The organism is Rhodopila sp., assembly GCF_035548235.1.
Lineage (GTDB): Bacteria > Pseudomonadota > Alphaproteobacteria > Acetobacterales > Acetobacteraceae > Rhodopila.
The window spans coordinates 1-19970 of the sequence record NZ_DASZTJ010000032.1; the positions used below are offsets into that span (position 1 = coordinate 1).

Sequence of the window (19970 nt, forward strand, 5' to 3'; positions counted from 1 at the left end):
GGGGCGGCGAAAGCAGGCAGCGTTGTCTTCCGATTCCGGCCCCGGCGTCATGGGCGAGCGCGGCCTCGCAACCGTCCGCCCGGGCCGTTGCGTGGCATCGGCGCCCCTGCCGCCGTGGTCGGGTTCGGCCCGACCATCCACGACTTGCGGTGCCGGCGGAAAGAAGGGCGTGGATGGTCGGCCTTCGCCGACCACGACGCGGGGAGATCGGTGCCGCCCCAAGTCAGCCCCTGTCAGTCTCGGCGCGGACATCGCGAGGATCCCATGACTGCCCGTCTGGAACTCCTCGCCATCCCCGGCCTGCCCATGGTCGAGGCCGGCGACGACCTGCCGGCGCTGATCCTCGCCGGTCTCGACCGTGCCGGGATGGCGCTGCAGCCGCGCGATGTCGTGGTGATCGCGCAGAAGGTCGTTTCCAAGGCCGAGGGACGGATGGTCGATCTCGCCGAAATCGTGCCCACCGCCCGCGCGGTTGAACTGGCCGCCCAGGTCGGCAAGGACCCGCGCATCGTGGAGGTCGTGCTGTCGGACTCGGCCAAGGTCGTGCGTTCGCGGCCGAACCTGATGATCATGCAGCACCGGCTGGGCTTCGTGATGGCGAATGCCGGCGTGGACCAGTCGAACGTCCACGAATCCGACGGCCGCCAGCGCGCGCTGCTGCTGCCGCTGGACCCCGACGGCTCAGCCGAACGGATCAGGCAGGCGCTGTCGGTGCGGGCAGAGGTCGCGGTCGTGATCAGCGACAGTTTCGGCCGTCCCTGGCGGCGCGGCACCGCGGGCGTCGCGATCGGCGCCGCCGGCCTGCCGTCGCTGATCGACCTGCGCGGCAAACCCGACCTGTTCGGCCGCACGCTGGAAGTCAGCATCATCGGGTTCGCCGATGAGATCGCCGCCGCCGCCTCCCTGCTGCAAGGCCAGGCGAACGAGGCGCAACCCGTCGTCATCCTGCGCGGCCTGTCCTGGACCGCGCCGAACTGCCCGGTGGCGGACGTGATCCGCCCCCCCGAAGAGGACCTGTTCCAGTGATCATCGCCCTATCCGGCGGCGTCGGCGGCGCCAAACTCGCGCTGGGTCTGTCGCGCATCATGCCGCCCGAGAACCTGCTGGTCGTTGTCAACACCGGCGATGATTTCGAGCATCTGGGCCTGTCGATCTCGCCCGATATCGACACCGTCGCCTACACCCTCGCGGGCCTGGCCAACCGCGAACTCGGCTGGGGCCGCCATGACGAGACCTGGTCGTTCATGGAGACGATGGAGGCGTTGGGCGGGGAGACCTGGTTCCGCCTGGGCGACCGTGATCTCGCTTTGCATGTGGAACGGACGCGGCGGCTGAAGAACGGGGAGAGCCTGTCGCAGGTGACCCACGACCTGTGCCGGCGCATGGGTGTGGGGCCGCGGGTGATCCCGATGACCGACGACCCGGTGCGCACGCGGCTGCTGACCGATCGCGGCTGGCTGGATTTCCAGGATTACTTCGTGCGCCTGAAATGCGAGCCGGTGGTCAGCGAAGTCCGCTTCCAGGGCGCCGGCGCGGCCAAGCCGCATCCCGACTTCATGGCCGCGCTGGCCGACCCGGCGCTGGAGGCGGTGGTGATCTGCCCGTCGAACCCGTTCATCAGCGTCGAACCGATCCTGGCCATCCCCGGCGTCCGCCAGGCCCTGACCGGCTGCGCCGCGCCGATCATCGGCGTGTCCCCGATCATCGCCGGCAAGGCGGTGAAGGGCCCGACGGCGAAGATGATGCAGGAGCTTGGGATGCATCCGTCGGCGGGGACGGTCGCGAAACGATATGCGGAGCTGCTGGATGGTTACGTCATAGACCATCGCGACATGTCGCAGGTCGTTTCAATCGATGCGAAAGTGCTGCTGGCGCAGACCCTGATGACCACGATGGAGGATCGCGAGGCGCTGGCGAAGATCGTGCTGCAAGCTGCGGATGTGCTGAAACGGCGCAAGGTGAACACGCGGCTGCGGCACAGGACGGCGGGGGACGGGGCGTGAGGCGTCATGACTGACGTATGGGCGGCCGTCCCGGTCAAGTCCTTCACCGGCGCGAAGTCGCGCACATCGTCGATCCTCACGCCCGCCCAGCGTGAGGTCCTTGCCGCGACGATGCTGGAAGACGTGCTCGCGGCGCTGGCCGGCGCGCGCCGCCTGGCCGGCATCCTGGTCAACACGATCGATCCGACCGCTGCCGGCCTGGCCGAACGCTACGGGGCGCGCGTCGTCACCGAGGGCGCGCTGGACGGCCATACCGGCGCCGTCAACGGCATGGCGCGGGTCCTGATCGCCGAGGGCCGCGGGGCCTTGCTGACCCTGCCGGGCGACATCCCCCGCGTCACCAGCGCCGAGATCGACGCGATCGTCGGCTCCGCCCTCGCCGCGCCGTCCTTCACCATCGTGCCGGCGCATGACGAGCTTGGATCGAACGCCGTGCTGTGCGCGCCACCGGCCTCGGTCAAGCTGCGCTTCGGCGACGACAGCTACTTCCCGCATTTGATGGCGGCCCGTGCGGCGGGGGTCGAGCCGACCGTCGTACGCCTGCCCGGCATCGGGCTGGACATCGACCACCCGGCCGACCTGCGCGCCTTCGTCAACGCCAAACCCCGCCGGCCGACCCGCACGCTGGCCTTGCTGGAACGGTTCGGGTTCTAGGGTTCGCACTAAGCGCCATTCGTCACGGCGGGCGAGGGCTCGCCGTCTACGCCTTATCCCTTTACCGACGCCGCCAGGCCCAGAGGTGGGCCGTCATCCGCCACGACGAAGACAGAGCGGCTCCCTACGCCGCGCACCCCTCGTCCCGCAGCAGGTCCACCACGGCGTCGGGCGGCACGTCCGCGCTGGTGAAGGCTTGGCCGATCCCGTGGGCCAGCACGAAATTCAGTGCTCCGTCGCGCACTTTCTTGTCCCGGCGCATATGCCCGATCAGCGTCGACGCCGAGAACCGGCGGTTCAGCATCGACAGGTCCGCCGGCAGTCCGACCGCCGAGACATGCGCGATTACCCGCTGCGCGTCCGCCTCGGCGCAATGGCCCAGCCGCGCCGACAGCTTGAACGCCAAGCCCAGCCCGACGGCGACGCCCTCGCCGTGCAGCAGCCCGCCGTCGTAGCCGTATTCGGCCTCCAGCGCGTGCCCGAACGTGTGGCCCAGGTTCAGCAGGGCGCGACCGTCATTGGGCTTCTCCTCGCGCTCGTCGTCGCCCACCACGGCGGCCTTGAAGGCGCAGGCACGCTTGATCGCCTCCGCCTGGGCCTCCCGGTCGCCGCCCACCACCGCCGACCCGTTGCGTTCGCACCAGGCGAAGAACGCCGCGTCGCCGATCAGCCCGGCCTTGGCGATCTCGGCATAGCCCGCACGCAGTTCCCGGCCCGGCAGCGTGGCCAGCACGTCGGTATCCGCCAGCACGATCCGGGGCTGGTAGAACGCGCCGACCAGGTTCTTGCCACGGCGCGTATTGACGCCTGTCTTGCCGCCGACCGAGCTGTCGACCTGCGACAGCAGGGTGGTGGGGATCTGCACGAAGGGCAGGCCGCGCAGCGTCGTCGCCGCGGCGAACCCGGCCAGGTCGCCCACCACGCCGCCGCCCAGCGCGATCACCGCCGTCCGTCGCTCGACCCGGGCTTCGAGCAACTGGTCGACGACGTCGGCGTAGACGTCGAGGCTCTTGCTCGCCTCGCCGCCCTTCACGACGATCGAGGACGCCGCGATGCCGGTGTCCGACAAGCCCTGCATCAGGGTTGGAAGATGTAGTTCGGCGACGGTCCGGTCGGTGATCACCACCGCCCGCTTCTGCGGCAGCCGGGGCGCCAGCAGCGCCCCCGCCCGGCCCAGCAGCCCGTCGCCGATGACCACGTCGTAACTTGTCGTTGCCAACGAGACGTGCAGCCGGCGCGGCGGTTGGTAATCCATCAGGGCGTCGATGACCTGGTTCGTGGTGTTGTCGGGCGGCTCGTCGCCGCAGTCGACGATCAGGTCGGCCTCGGCGTAGACAGGATAGCGTACTTCCATCAACCGTTGCAGCGTCTCTTCCCGGTCGCGGCCGGACAGCAGCGGACGGTTGTCGCGACTCGCCACCCGACGCACCAGCGTGGGCAGGGAGCAGCGCAGCCAGACCGACACCGCGTCGGATCGAGTCGCCTCGCGGGTCTGCGGGTCCATGAATGCCCCGCCGCCATAGGCCAGCACCATCGGATCGCCCGCCAGCAACCGGCGGATCACCCGCCGTTCCCCGTCGCGGAACGCCGCCTCTCCGAAGCGTGAGAAGATCTCCGGAATGGAGCATCCGGCCGCCAGCTCGATCTCCTGGTCCGCGTCGCGGAACGGCAAACCCAGGCGGGCGGCCAGTCTCCGACCGATCGAGGTCTTGCCGGCGCCCATCAGCCCCACCAGGACGATGGAACGGCCGGCCAGCGTGTCGGGGAGCAGCGGCGTCTCCCGCAGCGCGGTGTTGCGTGTCATAACGCTCCTCGTTAGCACACTGCCGGCACGGCAGGCGATGACCCTGCGGGCCGCCTGCCGCGCTGTTTTGGGGGAGTCGATCCGATTCGTATCTTTCTGTTCGTGGTGCTGGCCGGATTGGTGGCGATCCTGGGTGGTGTGCTGATGCTGGGCGTGTTCCCGCCGACCCAGCAGCCGCATCCGGTGGAGAAGGTGCTGCCGAACGACAAATTCGCCCCTCAGCACTGAATGGACGCCAGCGTCGACGCCTTCCTGGAGATGATGGCGGTCGAACGGGCGGCGGCGCGCAACACGATCGCCAGCTACACGTTGGACCTGGACGACTTCGACAGCTTCGTCCGGGCCCGTGGCCAGACGATCCGCACGGCCGACGCAGCCTCATGCCAGGCCTATATGGCGTCGCTGGCGACCGCCGGCCTGTCCGCCCGCACCGCCGCACGCCGGCTGTCGGCGCTGCGCCAGTTCCACCTGTTCCTGCTGCGGGAGGGCCATCGCCCCGACGACCCGACCGCACAACTCGACACGCCCAAGCTGCCGAAACCGCTGCCGAAATGCCTCTCGGAGCAGGAGGTCGACGCGCTGCTGAAAGCCGCTGCCGAGCGGCCGGGCCGTACCGGCGTGGTCGCCCGGGCGGCGCTGGAACTGGCGTACGCGACCGGCATGCGCGTCTCGGAACTGCTCTCCGTTCCCCGGTCGGCTGTCGGCGCTCGGGCCGACGCGATGATCATCAAGGGCAAGGGCGGGAAGGAACGGCTGGTGCCGCTGTCAGGTGCGGCGAAGGAGGCCGCGGCGGCGTTGCTGGCAGCCACCAATGCGGCCAGCCGGTACCTGTTCCCCGGCCGCGATCCGCGCCGGCCGCTGACGCGCCAGGCGTTCTTCCTGCTGCTGAAGCAGGTGGCGCTGGCCGCCGGGTTGGACCCCACGCGCGTGTCGCCGCATGTGCTGCGGCATTCCTTCGCGACCCATATGCTGGCGCGCGGCGCCGATTTGCGGACGCTGCAGGTGCTGTTGGGGCATTCCGACATCGCGACGGTGGAGATCTATACCCACACGCAGACCGAGCGGCTGCGGCGCGCGGTGGAGGAGGGGCATCCGCTGTCGGAGTCCTGGCGTGGTGGCCGCCAGGGGTAATCCCTTCAAGGCCGATCCTGTCAGACCAGCCCGCGCAACCAGTCCCAGGCCGAGGGTTTCTCAGTCACCAGCCGCGTCAGCTCCCGGGCGACGCCGTCGATGTCGGGGTTCTGCGAGGCCATCGAGGGTACCAGCAGGCGGGCGTTCAGCTTCCGGTCGAAGACGAAGATCGAAGACGAATGCGCGACCTCGTACAGCCGAGGATCGGGCGACGGCGACACCGAATACGCCACGCGATAGCGCCTAGCGAGGCGGTCGAGTTGGTTGGCGTTGCCGCGCAGGCCGGTGAATTGGGGACCGAAGGCCTGCGTATAGTCGGTCAGCACCTGGTTGGTGTCGCGGTTCGGGTCGACGGTCACGAACAGGAATCGCACCTGTCTGCCGGCATCCTTGGCCTGCGCCAGGGTAGCGACGACGTTCTGCATCACGAGCGGACAGATGTCCGGGCAGAACGTATAGCCGAAATACAACATGCTGACGGACCCGCGGAACGCGTCCTGGGTCACCTCGCGCCCGTCCGGCGTGGCCTGCATTTGCAGCGACAGGGACGGGGCGGTGCCGGTGATGTCGATATTGCCCCAGTCCGGCGTGACGCCCGGTTGGTCCTTCTGGTCGTCTCGCGGTGTCCCGTCCGGCAATCCCTCCTGCGCGGTGGCGCGGCCCGCCAGCCCCGCGGCCATGGTGGCCGCGGTCAGACCGCCGGTCAGCCCTTGGGCCAGCAGCGTCCGCCGCCGGATCATGCCCGCCCCGTCCAGCTTGCCGAGGAGACCCGCGCGCCCGAGGGCAGCACGATGTCGTCCCGGTGCTTCCCGTCGACGGCTTTGTCCTCCTGCACGCGCAGATGGATCATGATGATCATGAACGCCGCCGAACTGATCAGCGAGCCCGGAATCCAGATCACCACCCCGCCGATATGCTGGTCCTGCAGCGCGCCGATCGACGGGATCAGCCGGCCGCACAGGTCGTAGTAGGCATAGAGCGAGGTGGTGGTGAAGCTCAGCGCCGCGCCGATGATCATCTCGGGGAAGCAGACCAGGATGACCGTGACCAGCCGCGTCGCGTAGCTGTGCGCGGCCTGGGGCACCGGACGGGGATCGAGGATCAGGAACCAGAACAACAGCCCGTCGATGACCATGGTCAGGTTCATCGTGTCGTACAGGACCGGTGAGATCATCGCCGGGAAGTGGACGGCCGGATCGACCCAGAGCGCCAGCAATCCGACGAAGATGAAGCCGGCGACCACCGGCTGCTGCAGCACGCGCATCACCGACTGGAGCCAGCGCGCACGGATGATCCGGTGGATGAAGGCCGGCATGCCGCGGGCGATCGTGTCGCCGGGCCAGCCCAGCGCCACCAGCACCGGGCCGATATGGTGCATTCCCAACTGTTGGATGCGGTTGAGGAAGAACATGTGCTGCGCGAAATAGACGAAGCGCGTCTGCGTCACCGCGTATATCAGCGCCACGCCGGTCAGGAACGCGATCCGGCGCATGGCATGCGGCCGTTGCCCCGCCGGCGTCAGCCAGAGTCCCCGCAGGTACCAGGCCAGCGGGAAAGCGATGCATAGGTAATCGGTCCAGTAGAAATCCCAGGGCAGGAAGGCGGGGATATCGGCCGGGTAGTCATTCGCCAGCCACGCCAGCACGGCACCGACGACGATCACCACGGTCGCGAGCCGTGCCGAGGGATCGGCGATCAGGCGGCCGAGGCGCAGCCGCGGTGATCGGGTGTCCAGGCCTGTGGAGATCGTGCCGTTCGAGGCGTTTGCATCCGTGGCGCTCATCGCCGGTGGTATCGGCCGGGTCGCAGGGCTTGGCAAGTTAAACCCCGCGATGATGGTCATCAGCCAGATGCCAAGGGGGGCATGGCCAGTTACGCCGTACTGGACAAGACAGGGACCGCAGCGCAGAAAGCCGCCGCCGGCGAACACGGCGATACGGGAGCCTTCTGACACCACGCCATGATGTATTTCAGCCGCCTGAAGACGACCGTGATTCTCGCGGTCTGCCTGCTTGGGCTCCTGCTCGGCCTGCCCAACCTGTTCTCCGCGCCGGCACCCTGGCTGCCGTGGCGCACCGTGCATCTCGGCCTCGACCTCCGCGGCGGCAGCTACCTGCTGCTGGAGGTCGACATGAAAGCCGTGGTCAAGGAGCGGCTGGACAACCTGGCGGACGGCATCCGCCAGGCGCTGCGGGAGAAGCAGATCTTCTACCAGTCGCTGGATGAGCAGCAGGACCAGGACCGGGTGGTGCTGCGGCTGCGGGACGCGACCAAGACCGACGCCGCGGCGGCGGCGCTGCGGTCGCTGATCTCGATCGACCCGAATAACGGCCAGGCCGACCTGTCCATCGACTCCAACCCGAACGGCACGATCACCCTGGCCCTGTCGCAGGCCGCGCTGGCCCAGCGCGCGACCGGCGCGGTCGACCAGTCGATCGAGATCGTCCGCCGACGCATCGACGAGACCGGCGTGGTCGACCCGCAGATCACCCGGCAGGGCCAGAGCCGCATCGTCGTGCAGCTTCCCGGCATCAGCGATCCGGACCGGATCAAGCAGTTGATCGGCAAGACCGCGCACATGACCTTCCGGCTGGTCGACGAGACCGCCAACCCGATGTCCGGCGGCCCGCCGCCGCCAGGCGATGATTACCTGCCGATGCAGGATAATCCGGCGGTGAAGATCGCCGTCCGCAAACGCATCGACGTCGACGGCGCCGACCTGACGGACGCCCGGGCCGGCACCAGCCCCGAGACCGGGGAGTGGGTGGTCAACTTCACCTTCAACTCCGTCGGCGCACGGCGCTTCGCCGATGTGTCCCGAGCGAATGTCAACCATCGCTTCGCGATCGTGCTGGACGACAAAGTGATCTCGGCGCCGGTGATCCGGGAGGCGATCACCGGTGGACGCGGCCAGATCAGCGGGTCCTTCACGGCGCAATCGGCCAACGACCTGGCTGTGCTGCTGCGTGCCGGTGCCCTGCCGGCCCCGCTGACGACGGTGGAGGAACGCAGCGTCGGGCCCGAATTGGGGGCGGACAGCATCAGGGCAGGGGCGATCTCGCTGGTGGCCGGCTTCATGTTCGTGATCGCGTTCATGGGCATTTTCTACGGGCTGTTCGGCTGGTTCGCGAACCTGGCGTTGCTGGTGAACCTGGTCCTGATGCTGGGGGTCATGTCGCTGCTGCAGGCGACGCTGACGCTGCCAGGCATGGCGGGCATCCTGCTGACGCTGGGCATGGCAGTGGACGCCAACATCCTGATCAACGAGCGCATCCGCGAAGAGCAGAAGCTCGGCCGCCCGCCGCTGCAGGCGCTGGAGCACGGGTTCAAGCGCGCCTACAGCACCATCTTCGACAGCAACGCGACGGCGTTCCTGGCGCATGTCATGTTGTTCGTCTTCGGCTCCGGCCCGGTCAGGGGCTTCGCGGTGACGATCACCGTCGGCATCGCGACGTCGCTGTTCACGTCGTGGATGCTGACGCGCCTGATGGTCTCGCGCTGGTATGTCGCCAACCGGCCCAAGCTGCTGCCGGTCTGAGGGTTTTCGTCGATGTTCATCAAGCCGGCTTTCCGCATCGTTCGCGATGGGACCCAGATCAAGTTCATGAAGGGCCGGTTCGCCGGCCTGTTGACCTCGGCGGTCCTGTCGCTGGCCTCGATCGTGCTGTTCTTCCATCCCGGCCTGAACTTGGGAATCGATTTCTCGGGCGGCGTGGTGATCGAACTGCGCACCAACGGCCCCGCCAATTTTCCCCAGATCCACGAGGCGCTGGCCTCGGTCCATGCCGGCGAGCAGGGCGTGCAGCGCTTCGGCGCCGCCGACGACGTGCTGATCCGCCTGGGGACGCAGAAGACCGAGGCGGAGACGCAGAGACTTGTCGCCGACGTCCGATCGGCGCTGGAGAAGGACGTGCCGGGCTCGAAGGTCATGCGGGCCGACGCGGTGGGGGCCAGCGTGTCGGCGGAGCTGTTCCGCAACGGGTTGCTGGCGCTGGGGATCAGCTTGGTGATGATCCTGGTCTATATCTGGTTTCGTTTCGAATGGCAGTTCGCGGTGGGTGCGGTGGTCACGCTGATCCTGGACGTCACCAAGGCGATCGGGTTCCTGGCGCTGACGCGTATCGAGTTCGACCTGGTGATGGTCGCGGCGATCCTGACGATCCTGGGCTATTCCACCAACGACAAGGTCGTGGTCTATGACCGGGTGCGGGAGAACCTGCGGAAATACAAGACGATGCCGCTGCGCGACCTGATCGACCTGTCGATCAACGAAACGCTCAACCGCACCCTGGGGACGTCGATGACCGTGTTCCTGGCCAGCCTGCCGCTGGCCCTGTTCGGCGGCGAGTCGATCTCGGGGTTCGCTTGGGTGATGCTGTTCGGAATCGTGGTGGGCACGTCGTCCTCGATCTTCATCGCTGCGCCGATTCTGCTGTTCCTGGGTGAGCACCGCCTGCGCCGCGACGCGGCCGCGCCGGTGCGGAAGGCGCAGGCGACCCTGGAACCGTGATCCGCCGGCGCTCCCTGCTCGGCGGCTGCGCCCTTCTTTCTTCCGTTTGGGCGGGGCTGTCAGGCACCGCCGCCCAAGGGGGCGAACCGGGGGAGCAGGCGGCGGATCAGAAAGGGGACGAGAAGGGGGCCGGGCCCGTCTACCTGCTGGTCGGCGTGCCGGCCGGATCGGTCAACGACCGCATCGCCCGCGATTTCGCGCAATGCTTCGGGCGTCACCTCGGGGCCGAGGTCGATCCCGTCAGCCGGCCCGGGAACGGTGGTTACACCATGCTGACGGGGCTGGCGGACGCGCCGCCGCCGAAAGAGGCCACGACGGGGGCGATCGGCTGGGTGATGACGCCGACGCTGGCCGCGCGCGCCATCGACCGAGGGGACCCATCGCTGCTGGACCGCATCCGGCTGGTCGGCCAAGTCGAGCGGGAACCGATCGCTTTCGTGACCCAGGCCGACAAGCCGGCCGATTCGGTACAGGACATCATCCGCCGCGCGAGCGATGACGCCGACGCGGTGCCGCTGGCGACGCCCCTGCCGGGCAGTCCGGCGCACCTGACCGCGCTGCGGCTTCAGGGGCTGGCCCAGACGCGGCTCAACATCGTGACCTTCCCATCGCCGGCCGCGGCGCGGCAGGCATTGGTGGCGGGAAACGTCTCCGCCGCGGCGCTGAACCTGTCGGAGGTGATCGGCTCCATCCAGGACGGCACCCTCAGTGCGCTGGGCATCACCGCACATCGCCGTCTTGGCCTGCTGCCCGATACGCCGGTGCTGGATGAGGCCGGCATCCCGCTGCGCGCCTTCGTCCATCGCGGTATCGGTGTGCCGGCGGGGACGCCGCAGCCGGTGATCGACCGGTTGGCCACCACGTTGCAGGCAGTGGCGGCCGACGAGGCCTTTCAGCGGCAGGCGGAGCAATCCGGCTGCTATGTCGCCTGGGCGGACGGGGCGGCCTGGACGCGGCGTATGCAGGCAGAAGCGGCGATGCTGCGCGACCTGTGGCGAACTGATCCCTGGCTGGCTTCGTCGGGCGGATAGGCAGGAGGCCTGCCGATCAATCAATGGGTGCCCGCGCGGAATGGTACCGGATAGCCTCCGAGTGTCGGAAACTTCGTGCTAAGGAGGTGCCGACGCCGACTCCAAGGAGGAAATCCCATGGCCCACCAACCCGCCCATCGCGCGCCGCCGGGCGCCATGACCGACCGCAACCTTGCGTTGGAGCTGGTCCGCGTGACGGAGGCGGCGGCCATCGCGGCTTCCCACTGGATCGGTCTCGGCAAGAAGAACGAAGCGGACGGTGCGGCGGTGGAGGCGATGCGCAAGGCCCTGGACGCGGTCGCGATCAACGGTGTCGTGGTGATCGGCGAGGGCGAGATGGACGAGGCGCCGATGCTGTATATCGGCGAGAAGGTGGGTTGCGGCGGGCCGGCGATGGATATCGCCGTCGACCCGCTGGAGGGCACGACGCTGACGGCCAAGGCGGGGCCGAACGCGATGACCACGATCGCGCTTGCCGAGAACGGCAACTTCCTGCACGCGCCCGACATCTACATGGACAAGATCGCCGTCGGCGCCGGCCTGCCGCCGGGCGTCGTCAGCCTGGACGACCCGGTCGGCAAGAACCTGAGAAGCCTGGCCAAGGCCAAGAAGTGCGAGGTCTCCGACCTGACCGTCTGCATCCTGGACCGCGACCGCCACAAGGAGATCATCGCGCATTGCCGGGAGGCCGGGGCGCGGATCATGCTGATCAGCGACGGCGACGTGGCCGGCGTGATCGCGACCGCCATGCCGGACGCGGATATCGACATCTACCTGGGTTCCGGCGGCGCGCCGGAGGGCGTGCTGGCCGCGGCCGCGCTGCGCTGTGTCGGCGGCCAGATGCAGGGCAGGCTGCTGTATGAGGCAGACGAGCAGGTCGAGCGCGTGCGAACGATGGGCCACGCCGACCCCAAGCGCTGCTTCAACGTGGATGAGTTGGCGAAGGGCGACGTGATGTTCGCCGCCACCGGCGTCACCAGCGGGGCCATGCTGCGCGGCGTGCGCCGCCGTCCGGGCTCCGCCATCACGCACTCGATCGTCATGCGCAGCCGTTCGGGCACGGTGCGGTTCATCGAGGCGCACCATAACTTCGAGACGAAAACCTGGGTGTCGAGCTGACGCATGCGCGCTGAAGCCAGGCTGGGCGGCCGCACGCGGCTCCGCGTGATAGCCCATGCGCAGTTTCGCGCGATGTCGCGCGCGTGAACGCCTCGGACTTCGTGCTGGGCGTCACCGCCAGCCTGTCGGGGCGGCGGTGGCTCTGGCGGACCGGGGAGGAGCGGGTCGCCTCCGGCATCGTCCAGCGCCTGGGGGTGCCGGAGATCGTCGGCCGGCTGTTGGCCGCGCGCGCGGTGGACATCGACCAGGCCGGCCTGTTCCTGGAGCCGACGCTGCGGGCGATGCTGCCCGATCCGTCGGCGCTGGTGGACATGGACCTGGCGGCCGATCGCCTTGCGGAGGCGGTGCGGCGGGGTGAGACGGTGGCCGTGTTCGGCGACTACGACGTGGATGGCGCCTGCGGCGCGGCGTTGATGGTCGGGCTGCTGCGGATGCTGGGCTGCGCTGTGCATCATCACGTGCCCGACCGCATCGTCGAGGGCTATGGCCCCAATGTGCCCGCGCTGCGCCGGCTGGTGGGCCTGGGTGCCAGCCTGATCGTGTGCGTCGATTGCGGCACCGCGGCGGCGGAGACGCTGGCCTCCGTCGCCGGGCAGGCCGACGTGATCGTGCTGGACCACCACAAGGCCGAGGGGCCGCCGCCTGTCGTCCTCGCCACGGTCAATCCGAACCGGCTGGACGACCATTCCGGGCTGGGGACGCTGTGCGCCGCCGGGGTCGCGTTCCTGGCCGCCGTCGCGACGGTGCGGGCGCTGCGGCGCCTGGGGCATTTCAACGGCGCCGCCGAACCCGACCTGTTGTCCCTGCTGGACCTGGTGGCTCTGGCCACGGTCTGCGACGTCATGCCGTTGACCGGATTGAACCGAGCATTGGTGTGCCAGGGGCTGAAGGTGATGGCGCGGCGGGCGCGGCCGGGGATCGCGGCGCTGCTGGAGGTGACGGGCGCGCGTGAACGGCTGAACGCCAGCACGTGCGGCTTCGCGCTGGGGCCCAGGATCAACGCCGGAGGCCGGATCAGCGAGGCCGATCTGGGGCTGCGGCTGCTGCTGACCGAGGACCGGATCGAGGCACTGGCGCTTGCCGAACGGCTGGAATCGGTCAATCGCCAGCGCCAGGACGTCGAATCGATCATCATGGACACTGCCATGCGCTCGGCCGAGGCGCAGGTTGCCCGAGGCCACGCCGTGTTGCTGGTCGCCGGGGAGGGCTGGCATCCGGGCGTGGTGGGCATCGTCGCCGGGCGGATCAAGGAACGCTTCAACCGGCCGGCCTGCGTTACGGCGATATCGGACGGGGTGGGCAAGGGATCCGGCCGGTCGGTGCCGGGACTGGACCTGGGGGCCGCGATCATCGCGGCCCGTCAGGCCGGGCTGTTGAGCACGGGCGGTGGTCACGCCATGGCCGCCGGGTTCTCTTTGCATTCGGAACGGATGGACGCGTTCCACGCGTTCCTGGACGAGCGGCTGGCGGCGGCGCGGGTGCTGCCGGGGGCAGCGGACCTGGCGATCGAGGGTAGCCTGACGGTCCAAGGAGCGACGACCGAGGTCGCGCAGCAGTTGGAGCGGCTCGCCCCGTTCGGGGCCGGCAACGAGGAGCCGATGCTGGTGCTGCACCGCGCCCGCGTCCTGCGTGCCGACCGGGTCGGGCGGGAGGGCAATACGGTCCGCGCGTTCGTGGAAGGCGAGGGCGGAGGGCCGCGACTGAAGGTGATGCTATTCCGGGCGCGGGAGGGGGCGCTGGCGGATGCCCTGCTGGCGCGGGGCCAGGGGATGGCGATGCACCTGGCCGGCCATCTGCGGGCGGAGGCGTGGAACGGGTCGGTGACGCCGTGTTTCGTGGTGTCCGACGCCGCGATTGCCTGAGATGTTCGACCGCTGGTCTCGATATCGCGCTTGACCGGACTTGGATGCTCCGCTACGAGGCCGCCTCCGCAGGCTGGTCCCGTTCGTCTAGAGGCCTAGGACATCGCCCTTTCACGGCGGTAACAGGGGTTCGAATCCCCTACGGGACGCCAATACTTTCAATGGGTCAATCTCGGCCGGCCAGGTATTTGTCCGGTGTGCGGGCGTGGACAAAGTTATCTGACGATAGATGCCGATGTATGTACGCATGGTGGCAAGAGCACTTTGTTCGGGATGCAGGGGCCGGAGGTTCGACACGAAAGACGGCATTTAGTGGGAAACCAGCTTCATGCATCCGGGGGCAGGCGCAGCCATGGCGCTCCACCGGAATAGCAACCTTGGATAGAAAGCAATCGCCACCATAGATTGCATTGAAGCGGCGGGTGATCCGACAGGCCTCACCTCGTCAGGCGGTCAGGCGGTCACGTAGCGTGATGTGACGTAGTCTTTTCCAACTTAGTCATTTCAGAGATGTCGACGGTCCCGGGGACAAGCTCCGGGCCGCTTTTGCTTGGCTGCGGGGCTATTTGGAGCAAGCCCCTAATTTCCCAAGGCGGACCCCCGGAGAGACTGCCTAGTGCAGATTGCGTGGCCGCTGATCCCGGGCATTCAGCAGCTCCCAGACAGCCCGTCCGATGAGGTCGTCTGGGGTATGGGTTGGATCATCAAGTGCTATGGTGATGGCGGTGTTGATACCACAAGAGAACTTAAGAAACGCACGATCGTCTGCTTCATTTCCAAATGGATCTTTCTGGATGAGAAGATCCGGGCGAGGCAATCGAGCGAGGGCTAGGGACACCTCCTCATCAGAGCATACCTCGATAACAGTATGGTCGTGCTTGCGCAGAGCCGCCGCCAAAAGGCGCCGGCCAATTTCGTTGTCCAGGACGATCATTATCAGCTTTTGTTGTTGTACCGGGATATCCTGCCGCCGCGCCAAGGCTGCTTCAGCAAGTTGCTTGGCCTGTTCCACATTTGGCGCGGTACCCGATTCCAACAACTGATCGACACCAATTCGACATGGAGCCTGTAGCACATATCGGGCGAACGATTGCCCCTCTACCTGCAATATCGTGGCTCGCAACGGATGCCGTTCGGCGAATATTGAGCCGTTTCCGTCCTTCTTCCACTGCAGTTTTGACATCGTCCTCCCTTCCATCCGCAGTACATGACCGGCCGGAAAGATCAGAGCCGGGTTGCTCTGGCATTGATGCGGGTCAATTCGACGGGGTGAAATGCTCACCCTGCTTACGAGCGTCAGAAAAAGGGGCCGCCCCGAAGGGCGGCCGAGTTTGGGTGGGTGAGACACTAGCGTCCCAGCCCCACCGTTACGCATCGTCAATCGCCTCGGCTTTGATCAATGTCAATACCAAAAGGGAATGTTCCGGTTTGATGTAGTCGGGGGTGCATCATGCCGAAGAGAAGACGTGCAGTATGTGATCCGAAGACGACATGCTCCGGTGCTTGTTGGCAAAGGCTGGCGGGAGTAGGCCGGGTTTACGGACACCCCAACACTGAACCATGCGCCAAGGTTTCCTATGAGGGAACTTCGAAATATGGATGGCTTTACCAAGTAACGTGCGCTGTCCGTGGCCAGCGCTTCAGTTCGCGAAAGGATTCTTGCTCGGTCGCGTTCGGAGAAGCAACGTTCTGGCTTCAGTACCTGGAGTGTCCCGGTCGAATTCGTTCGCGTCCTATGGACCCTTTCGCGCAAGCCGCCACAGTCAAGGCAGCCCCATCTTCCGCCTCACCGTCCGCTGCCGCCGGTTCCGGTAAGCCTGAAACTCCGCCTCCCGCTCATCCCGGGTCAGCCGCCTGGCGGTGAGGTCCGAGTGGTACGGTCGACAGATCAGCCAAAGGCGTTGCTCGATGTCGTCGAAGGTCGCACCGCAAACCGGGGATTTTCGTGAAGGACGCCTTCACCTTCGAAACCGATGCCGGCGAAGGCGGTGTACCGATGAAAACATTGGCCGGCGTGCCGGAAATCACGGATCCGTCCGGCGTGATGCAGGCACTCACGCGGTGCAGGCCAGGCCGGGCGCCGGCCTCGCGCGAAGCGGCCGCCTACGCGGCGGCGATCGTCATCACCTTCATCAGCCTCTCCGAAAGACGAGCGGCCGATCAAGCCGCGGTGGAAGTCTCAACGGTGAGGCCCGCCGCTCTCCACTCCGGAAACCCGTCTTCGAGACGGGCCGCCTTGAAGCCCTTCGCGCGCAGCGCAGCAACCGCTTCGAATGCGAGGACGCAATAGGGCCCGCGGCAATAGGCGACGATCTCCGTGCTCTTGGGCAACTCTTTCAGCCGCCGGTCGAGTTGGGCGAGCGGGATGTTCCGCGCCCCTGGCAGATGGCCTTGTGAGAACTCGTCTTCGGGCCGGACATCCAGCACGGTCACGAGGCCGTCCCCGAGCCGGGCGACCAATTCGGCGCGTGATACGGCCTCCATCGAATCGCGGGCACAGAAATAGTCCGTCAGCACGCGGTTGACCTCGGCGACATTGCGCTCGCCGACGCGACCGAGAGCCTTCATAAGCCCCACGACTTCATCGCCATTGGAAAGCCGGTAGAGCACGCGCTTGCCATTGCGCGCGGTATCCACCAGGCGAGCGCGTCGCAGGATTTGCAGATGACGTGAGGTGTTGGCGAAGCTCATGCCCGAAAGGGCCGTCAGTTCCTCGACCGACCGCTCCCGCTGCGCCAGGTGCTCCAGCAACTCCAGCCGATTGGCATGGCCGAGCGCCTGCGCCACCTCGGATAGACTCTCGTAGATCGCCTGCTTCGGGCCGGCGCTTGACATCCCATTCTCCTTAGTAAATCATTCAGCGTATTGATTGAATGAATCTATCAATCACGCGGCCAGGGAGCAAGTCCATGATTCTCCGCCAATTTCTCCATACCGAACCCGTGGGCATCTCATACCTCTTCGGCTGCGGCGGCAAGGCCACGGGCGCGGTCGTCGATCCTGTGTCCGCGCCGGACACCTACCTGCGGGCCGCCGCGGACACCGGCATGAAGGTCAATTACGTGATCGACACACATGTCCATGCCGATCATCTCTCGACCGGCCGTGCCCTCGCCGATGCCGCCGGCGCCGAGTACGTGCTGCACGCCGATGCCGATGTCGCCATTCCGTTCAAGGGCGTTCGGGACGGTGAGGATATCCCGCTCGGCAACGTCGTCATCAGCGTGCTGCATACACCCGGCCACACGCCGGAGCATATCTGCCTGCTGGTAACGGATCGAACCCGCGCCGATGAGCCGTGGTTCGTCGTCACCGGCCATACGCTGATGATCGGCGATCTCGGCCGTACCGAGCTGGCGGTGAGCGCCGAGGACGGTGCGAAGGATCTGTTTCGCAGCGTCGGCAAGCTGAAGGCGCTGCCGGACTATCTCGAAGTCCTGCCCGGTGCCTACGCCGGCTCGGTGTGCGGGCGCAGTCTCAGCGCCAATCCGATCTCGACCCTCGGCTTCGAGAAGCGCCACAACAAGGCGTTCGGCATCGGCAGCGAAGCCGAGTTCATCCGCTTCATGCTGAGCGAGATTCCACCGCCGCCGCCGGAAGCCGCCCGCCTGCGTGCGGCCAACGCCGGCCGCGACATAGCGGCAGCTTAGTGCGATGGCGGGCCCTGCCAGCGACGCGTCCGCGGTCAGGCTCGGCATCAGGGAGAATTGGGAGCAATTCTCCCTGCTCATCCTGGTCAATGCGCTCGTGGGCGGCATGGTCGGGATGGAGCGGACTGTCGTGCCGTTGATCGGCTCCGAGCAATTCCGCCTCGCATCAACGACGCTGATCACATCCTTCATCGTCAGCTTCGGCGTCGTCAAAGCCTGCGCCAACCTCGTCTCCGGCCAGCTTGCCGACACGTGGGGCCGCAAGCGCGTGCTGGTGACCGGCTGGCTGCTGGGCCTCCCGGTCCCCTTCATGATCATCGTCGCGCCCGACTGGGGATGGATCGTCGCCGCAAATGCACTGCTAGGCCTCAACCAGGGCTTCGCATGGTCGATGACGGTCAACATGAAGATCGACATCGTCGGTCCCAAAAGTCGCGGGCTGGCGGTCGGTCTCAATGAATTCGCGGGTTATTTCGCGGTCGGTGTGACGGCCTTCCTAACGGGCTATCTTGCCAGCCGCCATGGGCTTCGCCCGGTGCCGATCTATCTCGGCGTCGGCTACGCCGTCGGAGGGGTGATTCTCTCGATCTTCGTGATCCACGACACCCGACATCACGTCCACCTCGAAACGCGCGGACTGGCGAAGCCCGCCACCGCCCTCTCGTTCCGCGAAGTGTTCATGCGGACCTCTTTCACCGATCGGAACCTGTTCGCCGTCTCGCAGGCCGGGCTCGTGAACAATCTCAACGACGGCATGAGCTGGGGGATCTTCCCGCTCTTCTTCAGCGCGCTCGGTCTCGGCGTGGAGCGGATCGGCATCTTGAAGGCAGTCTATCCTGCGGTCTGGGGCATTGGTCAGGTCATCACCGGTCCGTTGAGCGATCGATGGGGCCGCAAGGGCCTCATCGTCGCCGGCATGTGGGTGCAGGCGCTGGGGTTGATCCTGACGGGGCTTACCGGACATTTCTTGTGGTGGCTCGTGGCGAGCGTGCTGCTTGGCGTCGGAACGGCAATGGTCTATCCCAGCCTTATCGCGGCCGTCTCCGACGAGGCCCATCCGAGTTGGCGGGCGCGCTCGCTCAGCGTCTATCGATTCTGGCGCGATCTTGGCTATGCGATTGGTGCGCTCACGGGCGGCCTCATCGCCGATCGCTTCGGGTTCGTCGCAGCCATCCTGGCGATCGCCGCTGTCACTTTCGTCTCCGGCGCCATCGTCGCGATCGCGATGAACGAGCACCGGCGGGCGGTGTGATGAGTGGCGGAAGCGAGGCCAACAACCTTGCGCTCATCGGAAGCTACTTTGCGCGGCGCGGCCGAGGACATCACATCGTGACGCAAGCCACGGAACATCCCGCAATCCTGGAACCGCTTGCCTTTCTTGAACGGCTGGGGGCTGCGGTCACTTACCTGCAGGTCGACGGCATCGGCCAGGTCGATCCTGATACGGTGAAACGCGCGATCACGCCGCGGACGATTCTGATCACCATCATGCACGCCAATAATGAAACGGGAACGATTCCGCCGATCGAAGAAATCGGCGCAATAGCGCAGGAACATGGCGTACGCTTCCATACCGGCGCTGCCCAATCGGTCGGAAAGATTCCAACCAAGGTCGATGCGCTGGGCGTCGATCTCCTTTCGGTCGCAGGACATAAGCTCCACGCCCCCAAGGGTGTGGGCGCGCTCTACGTCCGTGACGAAGCCGTAATGGAGCCACTGATCTGCGGCGCGGGGCATGCAGATGGCCGGCGGGCTGGCACGGAAAGCGCGCTGCTGGCGACGGCGCTCGGCGCCGCCTGCGATCTCGCGCAAGAGTCAGTGGTCGGGTTGGTGCCGAAATCCTTGCGCAAATGCCAACATCACCGCTTCGACGGGATCGGCCTGCCACGCAGGGCGGATCACGGTGTCGCCTGTACTCGAGTGCATGCGGGTGGCGCCGGAGATCGGCATGGGAGCGGTGCGCTTCGGTCTCGGACGCCGAACGACACCGGATGAAATCGACGCGGTTGTCGATCAGCTGCGCCGGCTTCTGGTGTGAACACCACCATGCCGCCCGTGAAATTTGGGCCGAACGTCTATGCCTCGTGGCGCGCCACGCAGCTCGGCGCCGTGATTGAAACGCTCGAACATGACCTGATATTCCGCCTCATGGGCAAGATCCGAACGCCGGCCGGGCCTCGTCGAGGTGCCGGCGGCATCTCGACGA

18 protein-coding genes and 1 tRNA gene are annotated in these 19970 nt (G+C 67.0%); 14 read left to right on the forward strand and 5 right to left on the reverse strand.

What is annotated here, in order from left to right; genetic code table 11:
- Window positions 1–264 precede the first annotated feature (264 nt).
- Genes cofE through cofC form a run of 3 tightly spaced genes read left to right on the forward strand, consistent with a single transcriptional unit; the run spans window position 265 to window position 2657 of the window.
- Entirely contained in the window at window positions 265–1026 is a 762-nt protein-coding gene (gene cofE / locus VHB27_RS01715; protein WP_325597083.1) for a coenzyme F420-0:L-glutamate ligase, read from the forward strand.
- Window positions 1023–2003, forward strand: a complete 981-nt coding sequence (cofD, locus tag VHB27_RS01720; protein ID WP_325597085.1) for a 2-phospho-L-lactate transferase — start codon at window positions 1023–1025, stop codon at window positions 2001–2003. The genes cofE and cofD overlap by 4 nt, the downstream gene beginning before the upstream one ends.
- A 6-nt stretch (window positions 2004–2009) precedes the next feature.
- Window positions 2010–2657: a 2-phospho-L-lactate guanylyltransferase gene (cofC, locus tag VHB27_RS01725; RefSeq protein WP_325597087.1), complete on the forward strand. Its 648-nt coding sequence runs from the start codon at window positions 2010–2012 to the stop codon at window positions 2655–2657.
- Window positions 2658–2781: 124 nt separating this feature from the next.
- Here the strand turns inward: cofC and aroB are convergent, their stop codons facing one another.
- The gene (aroB, locus tag VHB27_RS01730) at window positions 2782–4461 is read right to left on the reverse strand and encodes a 3-dehydroquinate synthase (protein ID WP_325597089.1); all 1680 of its coding nucleotides are present in this window, start codon (window positions 4459–4461) and stop codon (window positions 2782–2784) included.
- 102 nt (window positions 4462–4563) lie between these two features.
- On the opposite strand from aroB, the gene VHB27_RS01735 reads away from it, so the two are divergent.
- Entirely contained in the window at window positions 4564–4689 is a 126-nt protein-coding gene (locus tag VHB27_RS01735; RefSeq protein ID WP_325597091.1) for a hypothetical protein, read from the forward strand.
- Window positions 4690–5592 (forward strand): tyrosine recombinase, encoded by a 903-nt coding sequence (locus VHB27_RS01740; protein WP_325597093.1) that lies wholly within the window; start codon window positions 4690–4692, stop codon window positions 5590–5592.
- A 20-nt stretch (window positions 5593–5612) separates the two neighbouring features.
- Here VHB27_RS01740 and VHB27_RS01745 read toward each other — a convergent pair whose 3' ends face one another.
- Together VHB27_RS01745 and VHB27_RS01750 are read right to left on the reverse strand one after the other, a co-directional pair.
- The gene (locus VHB27_RS01745) at window positions 5613–6332 is read right to left on the reverse strand and encodes an SCO family protein (protein WP_325597095.1); all 720 of its coding nucleotides are present in this window, start codon (window positions 6330–6332) and stop codon (window positions 5613–5615) included.
- Entirely contained in the window at window positions 6329–7375 is a 1047-nt protein-coding gene (locus tag VHB27_RS01750) for a cytochrome c oxidase assembly protein (RefSeq protein ID WP_325597097.1), read from the reverse strand. The genes VHB27_RS01745 and VHB27_RS01750 overlap by 4 nt, the downstream gene beginning before the upstream one ends.
- Before the next feature lie 177 nt (window positions 7376–7552).
- On the opposite strand from VHB27_RS01750, the gene secD reads away from it, so the two are divergent.
- The 6 genes from secD (at window position 7553) to VHB27_RS01780 (ending at window position 14266) form a co-directional block, all read left to right on the forward strand.
- The gene (gene secD / locus VHB27_RS01755; RefSeq protein WP_325597099.1) at window positions 7553–9130 is read left to right on the forward strand and encodes a protein translocase subunit SecD; all 1578 of its coding nucleotides are present in this window, start codon (window positions 7553–7555) and stop codon (window positions 9128–9130) included.
- 12 nt (window positions 9131–9142) lie between these two features.
- A complete protein-coding gene (gene secF / locus VHB27_RS01760) occupies window positions 9143–10102 on the forward strand; it encodes a protein translocase subunit SecF (protein WP_325597101.1) in 960 nt (319 codons plus the stop codon).
- Window positions 10099–11133, forward strand: coding sequence for a tripartite tricarboxylate transporter substrate binding protein (locus VHB27_RS01765; protein WP_325597103.1), 1035 nt, complete (start codon window positions 10099–10101; stop codon window positions 11131–11133). Before secF ends, VHB27_RS01765 begins: the two co-directional genes overlap by 4 nt.
- Window positions 11134–11250: 117 nt before the next feature.
- On the forward strand, window positions 11251–12252 hold the full coding sequence (glpX, locus tag VHB27_RS01770; protein WP_325597105.1) for a class II fructose-bisphosphatase: 1002 nt from the start codon (window positions 11251–11253) through the stop codon (window positions 12250–12252).
- Between the two features lie 83 nt (window positions 12253–12335).
- On the forward strand, window positions 12336–14114 hold the full coding sequence (gene recJ, locus VHB27_RS01775) for a single-stranded-DNA-specific exonuclease RecJ (RefSeq protein WP_325597107.1): 1779 nt from the start codon (window positions 12336–12338) through the stop codon (window positions 14112–14114).
- Between the two features lie 76 nt (window positions 14115–14190).
- A tRNA-Glu gene (locus tag VHB27_RS01780) sits at window positions 14191–14266 on the forward strand.
- Window positions 14267–14727: 461 nt separating this feature from the next.
- On the opposite strand, the gene VHB27_RS01785 is transcribed toward VHB27_RS01780, so the two are convergent.
- Together VHB27_RS01785 and VHB27_RS01790 are read right to left on the reverse strand one after the other, a co-directional pair.
- Complete coding sequence (locus VHB27_RS01785) at window positions 14728–15297, reverse strand: hypothetical protein (protein ID WP_325597109.1); 570 nt, start codon at window positions 15295–15297, stop codon at window positions 14728–14730.
- A 977-nt stretch (window positions 15298–16274) separates the two neighbouring features.
- The gene (locus tag VHB27_RS01790) at window positions 16275–16949 is read right to left on the reverse strand and encodes an ArsR/SmtB family transcription factor (RefSeq protein WP_325597111.1); all 675 of its coding nucleotides are present in this window, start codon (window positions 16947–16949) and stop codon (window positions 16275–16277) included.
- 74 nt (window positions 16950–17023) lie between these two features.
- Between VHB27_RS01790 and VHB27_RS01795 the strand changes: the two genes are divergently transcribed.
- The 3 genes from VHB27_RS01795 to VHB27_RS01805 are packed head-to-tail and all read left to right on the forward strand — an operon-like array spanning window position 17024 to window position 19759.
- Window positions 17024–17764, forward strand: coding sequence for an MBL fold metallo-hydrolase (locus tag VHB27_RS01795; protein ID WP_325597113.1), 741 nt, complete (start codon window positions 17024–17026; stop codon window positions 17762–17764).
- A 4-nt stretch (window positions 17765–17768) separates the two neighbouring features.
- Window positions 17769–19016 carry an MFS transporter gene (locus tag VHB27_RS01800; protein ID WP_325597115.1) on the forward strand — a complete coding sequence of 416 codons (1248 nt, stop codon included), beginning with the start codon at window positions 17769–17771 and terminating at the stop codon, window positions 19014–19016.
- Window positions 19016–19759, forward strand: coding sequence for a cysteine desulfurase family protein (locus VHB27_RS01805; protein ID WP_325597117.1), 744 nt, complete (start codon window positions 19016–19018; stop codon window positions 19757–19759). Before VHB27_RS01800 ends, VHB27_RS01805 begins: the two co-directional genes overlap by 1 nt.
- Window positions 19760–19970: the final 211 nt, after the last annotated feature.

What these genes read in the sequence shown, in the direction of transcription:
- secD (WP_325597099.1), top strand. Translation starts at nt 7,553, where the DNA reads ATGATGTATTTCAGCCGCCTGAAGACGACCGTGATTCTCGCGGTCTGC.
- cofC (WP_325597087.1), top strand. Translation starts at nt 2,010, where the DNA reads ATGACTGACGTATGGGCGGCCGTCCCGGTCAAGTCCTTCACCGGCGCG.
- VHB27_RS01750 (WP_325597097.1), bottom strand. Translation starts at nt 7,375, where the DNA reads ATGAGCGCCACGGATGCAAACGCCTCGAACGGCACGATCTCCACAGGC.
- VHB27_RS01785 (WP_325597109.1), bottom strand. Translation starts at nt 15,297, where the DNA reads ATGTCAAAACTGCAGTGGAAGAAGGACGGAAACGGCTCAATATTCGCC.
- VHB27_RS01800 (WP_325597115.1), top strand. Translation starts at nt 17,769, where the DNA reads ATGGCGGGCCCTGCCAGCGACGCGTCCGCGGTCAGGCTCGGCATCAGG.
- VHB27_RS01790 (WP_325597111.1), bottom strand. Translation starts at nt 16,949, where the DNA reads ATGTCAAGCGCCGGCCCGAAGCAGGCGATCTACGAGAGTCTATCCGAG.
- cofE (WP_325597083.1), top strand. Translation starts at nt 265, where the DNA reads ATGACTGCCCGTCTGGAACTCCTCGCCATCCCCGGCCTGCCCATGGTC.
- aroB (WP_325597089.1), bottom strand. Translation starts at nt 4,461, where the DNA reads ATGACACGCAACACCGCGCTGCGGGAGACGCCGCTGCTCCCCGACACG.
- VHB27_RS01745 (WP_325597095.1), bottom strand. Translation starts at nt 6,332, where the DNA reads ATGATCCGGCGGCGGACGCTGCTGGCCCAAGGGCTGACCGGCGGTCTG.
- secF (WP_325597101.1), top strand. Translation starts at nt 9,143, where the DNA reads ATGTTCATCAAGCCGGCTTTCCGCATCGTTCGCGATGGGACCCAGATC.
- glpX (WP_325597105.1), top strand. Translation starts at nt 11,251, where the DNA reads ATGGCCCACCAACCCGCCCATCGCGCGCCGCCGGGCGCCATGACCGAC.
- VHB27_RS01795 (WP_325597113.1), top strand. Translation starts at nt 17,024, where the DNA reads ATGATTCTCCGCCAATTTCTCCATACCGAACCCGTGGGCATCTCATAC.
- VHB27_RS01740 (WP_325597093.1), top strand. Translation starts at nt 4,690, where the DNA reads ATGGACGCCAGCGTCGACGCCTTCCTGGAGATGATGGCGGTCGAACGG.
- VHB27_RS01805 (WP_325597117.1), top strand. Translation starts at nt 19,016, where the DNA reads ATGAGTGGCGGAAGCGAGGCCAACAACCTTGCGCTCATCGGAAGCTAC.